10 protein-coding genes are annotated in these 12,032 nt (G+C 71.1%); 9 read left to right on the forward strand and 1 reads right to left on the reverse strand.

Annotated features, from left to right (window positions below; all coding sequences use genetic code 11):
* Nucleotides 1-59: 59 nt before the first annotated feature.
* The gene (locus tag OHA98_RS23525; protein WP_266928722.1) at nt 60-1,181 is read right to left on the reverse strand and encodes a LacI family DNA-binding transcriptional regulator; all 1,122 of its coding nucleotides are present in this window, start codon (nt 1,179-1,181) and stop codon (nt 60-62) included.
* 227 nt (nt 1,182-1,408) lie between these two features.
* Here OHA98_RS23525 and OHA98_RS23530 point away from each other — a divergent pair, with 227 nt between their 5' ends.
* From OHA98_RS23530 to OHA98_RS23570, 9 genes are all read left to right on the forward strand, one after another.
* On the forward strand, nt 1,409-2,674 hold the full coding sequence (locus OHA98_RS23530) for an ABC transporter substrate-binding protein (RefSeq protein WP_266928723.1): 1,266 nt from the start codon (nt 1,409-1,411) through the stop codon (nt 2,672-2,674).
* 144 nt (nt 2,675-2,818) lie between these two features.
* Nucleotides 2,819-3,655: a carbohydrate ABC transporter permease gene (locus OHA98_RS23535; RefSeq protein ID WP_266928724.1), complete on the forward strand. Its 837-nt coding sequence runs from the start codon at nt 2,819-2,821 to the stop codon at nt 3,653-3,655.
* Nucleotides 3,642-4,559 (forward strand): carbohydrate ABC transporter permease, encoded by a 918-nt coding sequence (locus tag OHA98_RS23540; RefSeq protein WP_266928725.1) that lies wholly within the window; start codon nt 3,642-3,644, stop codon nt 4,557-4,559. The genes OHA98_RS23535 and OHA98_RS23540 overlap by 14 nt, the downstream gene beginning before the upstream one ends.
* A 45-nt stretch (nt 4,560-4,604) precedes the next feature.
* Nucleotides 4,605-5,369 carry an SDR family NAD(P)-dependent oxidoreductase gene (locus OHA98_RS23545; protein ID WP_266928726.1) on the forward strand — a complete coding sequence of 255 codons (765 nt, stop codon included), beginning with the start codon at nt 4,605-4,607 and terminating at the stop codon, nt 5,367-5,369.
* On the forward strand, nt 5,357-7,150 hold the full coding sequence (locus OHA98_RS23550) for a heparinase II/III family protein (RefSeq protein ID WP_266928727.1): 1,794 nt from the start codon (nt 5,357-5,359) through the stop codon (nt 7,148-7,150). Before OHA98_RS23545 ends, OHA98_RS23550 begins: the two co-directional genes overlap by 13 nt.
* A gap of 3 nt (nt 7,151-7,153) precedes the next feature.
* Nucleotides 7,154-9,166, forward strand: a complete 2,013-nt coding sequence (locus OHA98_RS23555) for a hypothetical protein (RefSeq protein WP_266928728.1) — start codon at nt 7,154-7,156, stop codon at nt 9,164-9,166.
* 3 nt (nt 9,167-9,169) lie between these two features.
* Nucleotides 9,170-9,796 (forward strand): DUF624 domain-containing protein, encoded by a 627-nt coding sequence (locus OHA98_RS23560; RefSeq protein WP_266928729.1) that lies wholly within the window; start codon nt 9,170-9,172, stop codon nt 9,794-9,796.
* The gene (locus tag OHA98_RS23565) at nt 9,793-10,875 is read left to right on the forward strand and encodes a right-handed parallel beta-helix repeat-containing protein (protein ID WP_266928730.1); all 1,083 of its coding nucleotides are present in this window, start codon (nt 9,793-9,795) and stop codon (nt 10,873-10,875) included. The genes OHA98_RS23560 and OHA98_RS23565 overlap by 4 nt, the downstream gene beginning before the upstream one ends.
* Nucleotides 10,872-12,029, forward strand: a complete 1,158-nt coding sequence (locus OHA98_RS23570) for an SGNH/GDSL hydrolase family protein (protein WP_323179665.1) — start codon at nt 10,872-10,874, stop codon at nt 12,027-12,029. The genes OHA98_RS23565 and OHA98_RS23570 overlap by 4 nt, the downstream gene beginning before the upstream one ends.
* The last annotated feature ends 3 nt before the right edge of the window (nt 12,030-12,032 follow it).

The raw sequence follows: 12,032 nt of genomic DNA on the forward strand, positions 1-12,032 counted from the left end.
CGCCCGCACCGGCCTCCGCGCCACCGGCCCGATCCGCACCGGCCCGATCGCTCCGGTGCTCACGCCACCGGCGACGGCGCGGGCGTCGGTGCGGGCGTCGGTGCGGAGGCGGGCGCGGGCGTCGGTGCGGGCACCCGTACCGGTGCCGGTGCCGTCGACTCCCGTACCACCAGCCGGGGGCGGATGAGCAGCGAGCGCCCTGCCGAGGGGGCCGCGTCGATCCGGGCCCTGAGCTGCTGGAACGTCTCCGCGGCCATCTCGGGGAGCGGCTGGCGGACCGTGGTCAGCGGGGGTTCGAAGAGGTCGGCGAGCAGGATGTCGTCGAAGCCGACCACCGAGATGTCCGCTCCGGCGCTGAGCCCGGCGTCCTTGGCCCCCCGGCAGATCCCGATCGCGCACATGTCGTTGATCGCGACGAACGCGGTGGGCGGACGCGGCGCGGCCAGCAGCTCACGGGCCGCGTTCCGGCCCAGCTCGGCGGCGTCCTTGTCACCGAACTCCGCGGTGTCCGCGCCCGGCCACACGATCGCGTCGGCCGGGTCGAGGCCGGCCGACTCCAGGGCGGCACGGAAGCCGCGGAGCCGTTCGCGGCGGTTGACACTGTTGACGGAACCGGAGACGAAGGCGAGTCTGCGGTGGCCGAGTTCGATCAGATGCCTGGTGGCGAGCTCGGCGCCCATCGCGTTGTCCACACTGATGCTGGCCAGCGACGCCGGGTCGCCCGCCTGGGCCGTGCGGTCGAAGGCGACCATCTTCAGACCCCGGCTGAGCAGCGGCGCGACATGTTCGAGCGAGGGCAGCGATGAGCAGAGCACTACGCCGCTCACCCCGTCCGCGAGCAGTTCCTCGCCGTACTTGAGCTCACGGGCCGGGTCGCGCTCGCTGTTGCAGAGCAGGACGTGATAGCCCTCGGCGAGCGCGATGGCCTCCAGCTCGCGGGCGAGCGCCCCCCAGAAGGGGTTGGCGACGGACGGCACGATGAGGCCGATCACCTTGATCCGGCCCGTGCGCAGCATCCGCGCGGCCCGGTTGGGCCGGTAGCTCAGCTGCTCGATGGCCTGCTCGACGCGGGCCAGTGTCGCTGCCTGCATACGGTCGGTACGCCCGTTGAGGACGTTGGAGACCGTGCTCGCGGACACCCCCGCGGCCGCCGCAACCTGATGGATCGTAACCCCGCTCATGCCACCTCCGGTTCGGAACACCGTGCCGATCGTAGTGTATCGATTTACTTAACTCTCTCCATCGATACACCCGTTAACTTTCCCGAAAAATTGTTGTGCATCAGCTGTTGACGCCGCTCTCCGGGCGTTCCTAGTCTCAGTGCATCGATTTACCAGCACTTCTCGGCCATGGCTGGGACATGCCTCGCTGGATCGATCCACAGTCTCCACCTCAAAAGGGGTGTCCCATGGAACTCAACAGACGGTCGCTGCTCGCTGTCATCGGCGCGGGCACTGCCGCGGCCCTCACCGGCTGCGGCACCGGCTCCTCGTCGGCCGGTTCGGCCGACGGCCCCGCCGAGGGTGAGATCACGCTGCTCACCCCCATCTACGAAGGCGCCAAGGGCAAGAAGGTACTGGAGGGCGAGATCCTCGGCGGGTTCCGGAAGAAGTACCCGGACGTCAAGGTGAACGTGGACTACACCACGTACGCCCAGCTGAACGAGAAGATCACCACCGGTCTCGCGGGCGGGCTGCTGCCCGACGTCCTGATGATGGGTGTTGGCTGGATACCGCCGTTCGCCGCCAAGAAGGCGATCGCCGAACTGCCGGAGAAGCTGGCCACCGCGCACGACTACGAGAAGCGGGTGCTGGAGCCGTCCCGCTACGACGGCAAGCTGTACGCGCTTCCGGTGATCCTGGACACCCGCATCGTGGTCTACCGCAAGGACCACTTCGCGGAGGCCGGGATCAAGAAGACCCCGGCCAACTGGGCCGAGCTGCGTGCCGTGGCCAAGCAGCTGACGAGGGACGGACGGGTCGGATTCGACCCGTTCTCCATCGATCTGCGACAGTGCTGGGAGACCTTCCTCTTCTCCAACGGCGGTCAGCTGTTCAGCGAGGACGGCAAGAAGGTGCTGTTCACCGACGCCCGCGGGGTCGAGGCCCTGCAGTTCTTCAAGGACCTGGTCAAGGACGGTTCGGCGGTCTACGCCAAGAAGACGGAGCTCGGCGCACCGACGAACATACAGACCGGCAAGGCCTCGATGATGATGTCGACGAGCGGCCAGTGGGTCCAGGTCAAGGAACAGAACCCGGACCTGATCAAGGACGACAAGCTGGGCGCGTTCATCCTCGCCAACCGCAGGCCGGCGATGCTCCAGGGCGGCACACTCGTCACCCAGTCCGCGAGCTCCAAGCACCCGGCGGCGGCACGCGCGCTGGTCGAGTACCTCGCGACCCCCGAATCGATCCTCGGCGCGGCCTCGCAGCGCGGCTCGGTGCCGGGTCTGCGCGACCTCAACGACTCCAGCTACGTCAAGGAGAACCAGTTCGTCGACCTCTCCTTGCAGAACCTCCAGCACGCCGTCTCCGAGGGCGGCACCGCGGCCTGGATGGAGATCCGCGAAAAGATCAAGCCGACGCTGGAGCCCGCGATCGTGGGCGACCAGTCCGCGAAGGACGCCATCGCGGAACTCGGCCGGCTCGCCGAGGCCGCCATCGGCCGGATGTGAGGACCCGTCACTGTGGGAGCGACATCCGTATTGAAGGCACGGCCCGCGCGGCCGCCCGCCTCACCTGAGAAATCGGCGCCGAAGCGTCGCACCGGCCGGGTCCCCGCGGGACCCGGGCGCCGACGCCGCCGGGCAGGCATGCTCATGGTGGCGCCCGCGCTGCTGCACGCCTCGCTGTGGATCGGCCTGCCGGTCGTGGCCTCGGTGGTCCTGGCCTTCACGAAGTACGACGTGCTGACGGCGCCGCAGTTCGTGGGCCTGGACAACTTCCGGGACATGATGGACGACGCGGTCTTCCGCAAGTCCGTCGTCAACACGGTCATCTACACCTTCTTCACCGTGCCCGTCGGGATGATGCTCGGCCTGCTGGTGGCCCTGGCGCTGCACACCGGTCTCAAGGCGCGCGGCCTCTTCCGTACCGCGGTGTTCCTGCCGCAGATCACGGCGACCGTCGCCATCGCCCTGGTCTGGCTGTGGATCTACAACCCGGGCAACGGCCTGCTCAACGCGCTGCTGTCGTTCGTGGGCGTCGACGGTCCGGCCTGGCTGGCCTCGACGAGCTGGGCGATGCCCTCGGTGATCCTGGTCGGCATCTGGCAGGGCATCGGCATGAAGATGCTCATCTACTTGGCCGCGCTCCAGTCCATGCCGAGGGAGCTGTACGAAGCGGCCTCGGTGGACGGCGCCTCCAAGGCACGGCAGTTCTTCTCCATCACGCTGCCGCTGCTGAAGCCCGCGACGTTCTTCGTGCTCATCACCTCGATGGTCACCGCGTTCCAGTCCTTCGACCAGATCTACATCCTCACCGACGGCGGCCCCGCCAACAGCACCACGATGATGACGTTCGAGATCTACAAGTCCGCCTTCCGGGAGTTCCGCGTCGGCTACGCCAGCGCGCAGTCACTGGTGCTGTTCGTGCTGCTGATGGGCTTCACCCTGGTCAACCGGCGGATCATGGGAGGCACCCGTGGCCACAGCTGAGCTGCAGAAGCCGGCGCCCGCGCCGCTGCCCCGGCAGAAGCGCAAGGCGGTCTCCGGCGGGAGGATCGCGCTCTATCTGACGCTGTCGTTGGTCTCCCTGCTGATGGTGGTGCCGTTCGTCTGGATGGTGCTCACCTCGCTCAAGACGCCGGTGGAGATCGCCTCCCAGGACGCCGGACTCCTCCCGGAGCACTGGGCGTTCGGGAACTACGTCGACGCGCTGAAGGCGGCACCGTTCGCCACGTACGCCCGCAACAGCTTCATCATCGCCCTCAGCCACACGGTGCTCAATGTGCTGATCGCCTCGATGGCGGGGTACGCGCTGGCGCGGATCAGGTTCCGCGGCAGCGAGGTGATCTTCTTCCTGTTCATCGCGGCGCTGATGATCCCGACGTACACCAAGGTGCTGCCGGAGTTCCTGATCGTCCGTTTCATGCCGCTGGCCGGTGGGAACGACATCCTCGGCCAGGGCGGCAGCGGCTGGCTGGACACCTGGTGGGCGCTCATCGTCCCCGGTGCCGTCACCCCGTTCGCGGTCTTCCTCTTCCGCCAGTTCTATCTGGACCTCCCGGTGGAGCTGGAGGAGGCGGCCCGGCTCGACGGGCTCGGCGAGTTCCGGATCTACGCCCGGATCATGACGCCGCAGGTCAAGCCCGCGCTCACCACCGTGGCGCTGCTGACCTTCGAGACCTCGTGGAACAACTTCCTGTGGCCGCTGCTGGTGACCCGCACGGACAGCCTCCGCGTGATCCAGGTGGGGCTCTCCGTCTTCAAGACGGAGAACGGTCCCCAATGGCACTTCCTGATGGCCGGCACCACGCTGGCCACCCTGCCCATGGTCATTCTCTTCCTCATCGGCCAGCGCTATTTCGTGCAGGGCTTCGCAACCGCCGGTCTCAAGTGACCGGTTCCGGTCCTCGGACGACCGGTTATCGAAAGGGCTTCACCCATGTCTGCTGATCTCCACGGCTCCCGCGCACTGGTGACGGGGGCGGGCCACGGCATCGGCCGTGCCATCGCCGTCGCCCTCGCCGAGGCCGGCGCCGATGTCGCCGTCCACTACCACTCCTCCGCCGACGAGGCCGCGAAGACGGTCTCCGCGATCGAGGCACTGGGCCGCCGGGCGAAGGCGTTCAAGGCCGATGTGACGGTCACCGCCGATGTGGACCGCCTGGTCGAGGAGGCCACCGGCTTCCTCGGCGGGCTCGACGTACTGGTCTGCAACGCGGGCCACCTGATCGGCCGCGCGAAGATCGCCGAGATGAGCGACGACCACTTCGACCAGGTCCTCTCCGTCAACCTCACCTCGGCCTTCCGCACGGTACGGGCCGCGCTGCCGCATCTGACACAGTCGTCCGCCGGGCGCGTCATCACGATGTCCTCGCTGGCCGCGCACAACGGCGGCGGCCCGGGTTCCGTGGCGTACGCCGCCGCCAAGGCCGGTATCCGCGGGTTCACCAAGGGCCTGGCCAAGGAGCTGGCCGGTACCGGGATCACCGTCAACACGGTCGCCCCGGGCTTCATCAAGGGCACCGCCTTCCACGACACGTTCACCGCGCCCGAGGCTCAGCAGGCGATGGAGGCGGGCATCCCGGTGGGCCGCGCCGGCACCCCGGAGGACGTCGCCTCCGCCGTGGTGCACCTCGCGTCGCCCGCCTCCGGCTTCCTCACCGCCACCACGGTGGACATCGACGGTGGCGTATGGCCGCGTTGAGGCGGATCGCCCGGGAGCGCGGCGGCTGGTGGCACGCGTACATCTGCCCGGCGCACGGTGTGGAGCTGGAGCACGGCGATCTGCTCGCAGGCGTCTTCCCGGCGGGCGGCGCGCGCTGCGCGCACGGCTGCCGGGTGGACAACGAGGCGGTGCGCGGCGCCTGGACGGTGCTGTCGCACCAGGCGTGGGCGCGGCACCTGCGGGTGCTCGCCCACCGCGGCGGGCAGGACTCCGAGGCGGTGGCGCGGCTGGTGGAGTACGCGGCGCTGTACGCGGAGCTGGCCGTCGACCGGCACGGCGAGGCGCAGACCTGGATGCTGCGCGGCCGGCTGTTCCACCAGGCGCTGACGGACGCCATCTGGGCGGTGAACGTCGGCGACACGGTGAGCACCCTCGCCGAGCGGGGTGTCCAGGGGCTGGCCGTTCTGCTGCCGTTGCTGGACGACCTGGAACAGGCCGCGCTCGACGCCCGTGAGGTGCTCACCGGCCAGGGCCATCTGGCCTCCAACTACACGGCGTGGCTGAACTCCGCCGGAGCCGCCGCGAGCCGTGCGGCCGCGGCGGTGCGGGGCCGGGAGTGGGACGGGGCCGAGGAGTGGCTGGAGGGCGAGGGCGGGCTGTACGCGCATCTGCGGGCCGCCGTCGCCGAGGACGGCTGGGAGTGGGAAGGCAGTACCTACTACCACGGCTTCGTCCTGCGGGCGGCGCTGCTGGCGCTGCGCTCCACCGACCCGTCGGCCATACCCGCCGATGTGGTGGGCGTGCTGGCCGGGATGACGGACGTGCTGGCCACGGTCGCGACTCCGGGCGGCATTCTGCCCGCGCTGCACGACGGCCCGTATCTGCGCGCTCCCCTCGCTCTGGAGTGGCTCGAACTGGTCGCGCTGGCCCAGCAGTTGGTGCCCTCGGCCGCGCTGGAGCCGGTGGCCGCGCGGGCCCGGGAGGAGCTGGGCGCGGCCGACGACGGGCTCGACGCGCTGCTGGACGGCTGGTTCGCCGGCCCGCCGCTGCCCGAGCGCCCGGCGCCCGCCACGCCCGTCACCGTGTATCCGGTGGCCGGGTACGGGGTGCTGCGCGCCGCGGGCATCCACGCCCTGGTGGACTTCGGCCCGCACGGCGGCTCGCACGGGCACCGCGACAAGCTGTCGCTGTATCTGTACGGGGACACCACCCCGTGGCAACCGGATCCCGGGCAGGTGCCGTACGCCCACACCGAGTTCCGTGATCTCTACGCGTCGACCGAGGCCCACCCGGCGTTCCGGGTGGACGGCGCCGAGCAGGCCGAGTGCGCGGGCACGCTGCTCGGCTCGGACGCCGTCTCGGTGACCGCCGAGGTCACCGGGGCGTACGAGGGGGTGCGCGCGGTCCGGCATGTCGCGGTGGGCGCCTGCTATCTGGTGGATCTGCTGACGGTGACGGGCCGGCAGGCGCGCCGGGTCACGGCGCAGCTGCGTCCCGCCACCTCGCTGGACGTCCAGGTGCAGGCGGCCGGTCCGATGCGCACCACCTGGTACGGCGACGAGACCCTGCACGGCTGGCACACCCACACCTCCGGGGTCACGGTACGTCCGCTGACGCGGCCCGGACCGGGTCCCGCGGACGACCCGCAGCGCACGCGTACCCGGGTCGACCTCACCGCGGAGTCGGAGCACGTGGTGTTCGCCTCGGTGTACCAGGCGGCGTCCGCGGGTCCCGCGGTGAGCGAGGTACGACTGGACGGCGAGGAGCTGACGGTGGAACTGGCGGACGGCACGACGGCGCGCTTCCGGACGGAGGGCTGATCCTTGCTGCTCTCGGCGACCCCGCCGCCCGGTCCGCGCCCCGCCCAGGAGAGGCGGGTACGGGAGGAGGCGGCCCGGCATCGCGGGCTGACTCCGCCCCGTACGCATCCCTCGGCCAGCATCACCTGGCTGGGCCCGGCGGCGTCCAACCCGGCGCTGGCGTACCGGATCGGCGGGGACCCCGCCGATCTGGCGGAGAGCCGGCGGTGGATCGAGGCGGCGGTGCGCCTGCCGCACTGGGGCAAGGCCCATATGCCCGACCACGACCTGGACGCGGGCTGGCTGCTGCACCATCTCTCGCTCGCCCTCCGGTGGATCGGTGACGAACTCCCGGACGGCGTACGGGCCCTGCTGCGGTACAAGCTGCTGCTCCAGGGGCGGCGGCTGTACGAGTTCGCGGTGGCGAGCGAGGGTCGCTGGTGGTCGTCGTCGTACTGGCAGAACCACAACTGGATCTGTTACGCGGGTCTGGCGACGGCCGGTTACGCGCTGGGCAAGGAGGAGTGGACCGAGCGCGCGAAGGAGAATCTGGGCACGGTCCTGGACCTGATGCCCGAGGACGGTTCGCATGCCGAGGGCGTCGTGTACTGGCGCTACGGGGTGCCGTTCCTCGCGGTCCATCTGGATCTCCTCCAGGAGGCCGAGGGCATCGACTGGTGGGACCGGGGCGGATTCCTGGCCAACACCTTCCGCTACCGGCTGCATCAGACGGCGCCCGGCTTCGCGTTCAACGTCGATCACGGGGACTGCCACGACCGGCGCAGTGGCCACAGCGCCGGTCTCTACTACCGGCTGGCCGCGCAGTACGGCATCCCTGAGGCGCAGTGGATGGGCGATCTGGCCGCGGGCGAACTGCTGTGGGCCGAGGCGGCCGAGAGCGGGGTACGGCCGGGCATCCTGCCTGAGGCGTACCTGGAATACCTCTGGTACGACCCGTCCGTGGCGGCGGCTCGGCCCACCGAGACCCGGGCGTTCTTCCCGGACCTGGGGCTGCTCGCGGCCCGGACCGGCTGGGAGGACGACGCCACGCTGGTGTCGTTCAAGGCGAGCCCCGGCGGTGGCCACGGTGCGTGGGAGACGAGTGAGAAGCACCGGGCGGAGCGGGGCTGGGAGACCCTGAACCAGGGGCATCACCACCCGGATTCGGGTTCCTTCGTGCTGGTCTCGCAGGGCGCGTACCTCGCCGTGGACGAGGGGTACAGCAACCGCAAGCGGGCCGCGCACCACAATCTGCTGCTGGTGGACGGGCAGGGGTACGCCGATGAGGACCGCTACCACGTCTACCAGGACATTCCCTACGAGCGCCAGGCCCGTCAGCGCGATGTGCTGGTGGAGGCCGGGGGCGGGTGGGCACACGCGACGGCCGGGATCGCCGCGATGTACGACCCCGCACTGGGGGTCCGACGGCTGGACCGGACCCTGGTGTTCACCCCGGCGGGGCGGCTCGTCCTGCTCGACCTCGCCGAGGCGGACGAGGAGCGCGCGTGGACGTTCCTGCTCCAGACCGACCGGCCGACCGAGCCGCTGGCGGACGGCGGCCGGCTGATCCGGTCGGGGGCGGCCACCGCCCTCGTCCAGCGGTTCGCGCCCTTGGACGCCTCCGTGAGCTGCGAGGTCACCGAGGTCGAGGCCAATCCGACGTCCAGTACGCCGGAGCTGCGTCTGACCCGCACCCTGCACACGCTGCGGGCCACGACCCCCCGGTCCCGGGACGGGCTCTTCCTCACCACGATCGCCCCGGGCGGGGCGGGCACGGCCGAAGCGGCCGTGTGCGAGGAGGGGCACGGCGTCATCTTCCGTGCGGAGGGTGCGGACGGGGCGGGCCAGGACGCCGTGGAGCGTGTGTTCCTCTCCCCCGTCGCCCGCCGGATCCGCACCGCCGCGCTCTCCGCCGACGCCGCGGCCGTCCTCCTCGGCGGCGCGGACGCGCCGTACGTGGTGGCGGCCACCCGGCTGGAGCTGGAGGGCCGGCTCCTCCTCGATGTCACCGAGCCGTACACAGGAAAGGTCGGCTGAACCATGCGGGCAACCCTCTCCGCGCCGGAGCGCGCCCCCAAGTCCTCCGCCTGGCCGACACTGCTGCGCCGCCTGGAGTTCGTGGCGTATCCGGTTGCCGCCGGTGCCGCGTTCGCCGTGCTGGCATTGGGTGTCGTGACGTGGCTGCCCGCGCTCGCCGCGATGGGGTCCGCCCTGCAGCGGTGGCGCGCCGAGGGGGACAGCCGCTGTTTCACCAACACCTTCACCGCGTTCGGGCGGTACTGGCGCGCACTGTGGCGGCACGGGCTCCTGTCCACCGCCGCGGCGGGCGTGCTGGCCGCCAACATCGTCTACTTCCTGGGCCGTTCCGAGCCCTGGACGTTCGTGGTGCTCGCCGCCCAGGCGGGCATCGCGGCCGCGCTCGTCATCCATCACGTGGCGCTCGCCGCGGAGGCCGGCCTCAGTCCGGAGGATTCTCCGCGGACCTGGTCGCTCCGCGCGCTGGCGCTCGGCTTCGGGTCTCCGGCCCGGGGCACCGCACTGCTCGGCGCGGTGATCTCCGCCGTGCTGCTTTCCCTCGTCGTACCGCTGGGTCCGCTGCTTCTGGGCCCCAGCATCCCCGTACTGCTCGCTCTGTCCTTCGCGGATCCCAGGAGGCATACCCCATGAGCCGTGTCATGCGCACCACCCTCGCCGCGGCGCTCGCCGCAGGCGTCGCCCCGTTCGCCCTGCCCTCCCCGGCGGCCGCCGCCGAGGCGGCGAGCGCGTACTACGTCTCGCCGTCCGGCAGCGACAGCAACGCCGGTACGTCGGCGGGCGCCCCGCTGGCCACGATCCAGAAGGCCGTGGATCTGGCCCCGACGGGTGCGGTCGTGAACCTCGCGGCCGGTACGTACAAGCAGGACGTCATCACCAAGCGCGCCGGGGTCACCATCACGGGCCCCTCGAACGCGGTGGTCAAGGGCGCCGGTGACGCCCGGATCATTCAGGTCCAGCACGACTCGACGACGCTGAGCGGCTTCACGGTGGACGGGCTGCACGGGTCGTCCACCGATGTGTCGGGCTACCGCCTCAAGCTCATATATGTCATGAGCACGACTCCGGGTAACGGTGTGGGCGCACTGCGCATCACCGGGATGACCCTGAAGAACGCCGCCGACGAGTGCCTGCGGCTGCGCTATCTCGTCACCGGCGCCGAGGTGGACGAGAACACCATCACCAACTGCGGTGTGGCCGACTTCAAGTTCGGCGGCGGCGGCAAGAACGGCGAGGGCATCTACCTCGGCACCGCCCCCGAGCAGCAGGGTGCCAACGGCGCCCCGGACGCGGCCGCCGACATCAGCAGGAACAACCGCATCCACCACAACACCATCGCCACCCAGGGCAACGAGTGCGTGGACGTGAAGGAGAACTCGACCAACAACTACGTCGAGTACAACGACTGCAGCGGCCAGAAGGACTCCAGCTCCGGCGGGCTGGACGCACGCGGCAGCGGCAACATCTTCCGGTACAACACCGTTCACGACAACACGGGCGCCGGCATCCGGCTCGGCGGCGACACCGCGACGGACGGCACGGACACCAGCGTCTACGGCAACACCATCACCGGCAACGCGGGCGGCGGCATCAAGTTCATGCGCACCCCGCAGAACGACGTCTGCACCAACACCATGAGCGGCAACACCGGCGGCAACGCGGTCGGCACCTACGGCGCCGAGTACAACCCGACCGGCGCGTGCCCCCAGTGACCGGCCGGGGGCCCGCGAGACGCGGGGTACTCCAGGCGGCGGCCGCCGGGGCCGCCGGGGTGGCCGCGGTGACACTCGCCGCTCCCACCGCCGAGGCCGCGGACCGGACAGGTACGCGCCGCTCGCGCTGGACCACGTCCTGGGCCACCGCGCAGACCGCGCCGACGCCCACCGACACCGTGGCGAGCGCCGGTCTCACCGACGGCGAGTTCACCGCGGTACTGCGGCTGTCGGCGGGCGGGCAGGTACGGCTGCGGTACGGCAACGCCTTCGGCGCCGTACCGGTCCTGATCGGTCCGGTGACCGCGGGCGGGCGCCCCGTGACGTTCGCCGGCCGCGGCCAGGCGTGGCTGGCCGCGGGCGCCTCGCTCACCAGTGACACGGTCGAGGGGCTGCGGGCGGCGGACGGGTCGCGGCTGACGGTCACGACCCGGCTGCCCGGTCCCACCGGGCCGCTGTCCTTCCACCGCAACACCCATGCGTCGCACACCGTCGACGGCGTCCGCACCACCTCCGTCTTCCTGCTGACGGGCGTCGAGACGACGGGGGCGCACGGACCGGTCGTCGCCGTCCTCGGCGACTCCATCGCCGAGGGCGTCGGGACCCCCGACGACGCCGATCTGCGCTGGCCCGACCAGCTGGCCCGGCGGCTGCCCGGCTCGGCCGTCGCCAACCTCGGGATCAGCGGCAACCGGGTACTGCTGGACGACGCCCGCTTCGGGCCCGGCGGCCAGTCCCGCTTCGACCGCGATGTGCTCTCGCTGCCGGGACTGCGCTCCGTGATCGTGCACCTGGGGATCAACGACCTCCAGCAGCCGCCCAGCCAGACCGACCCCGCGCTCGTCCTCGCCGGCTACCGGCAGCTGGCGCTGCGGGCCCGGGGCGCCGGGCTGCGGATCATCGGTTCCACCATCACCCCCTTCGAGGGGTGGATCCGCTGGACACCGGAGCTCGACACGGTCCGGCAGCGGATCAACCGCGCCGTACGCACCGGACGGCTCTTCGACGGCGTCGCCGACTTCGACGCCGCGCTGCGCGACCCGGCCCGCCCCGCACGCCTGCTGCCCGCGTACGACAGCGGTGACGGCCTGCATCCCACCCCCTCCGGCCATGCCGCGCTCGCCGCGGCCGTGGACCGCCGACACCTCCTGTGAGGG

Origin of the sequence: Streptomyces sp. NBC_00654 (assembly GCF_026341775.1) — a bacterium.
Taxonomy (GTDB): domain Bacteria; phylum Actinomycetota; class Actinomycetes; order Streptomycetales; family Streptomycetaceae; genus Streptomyces.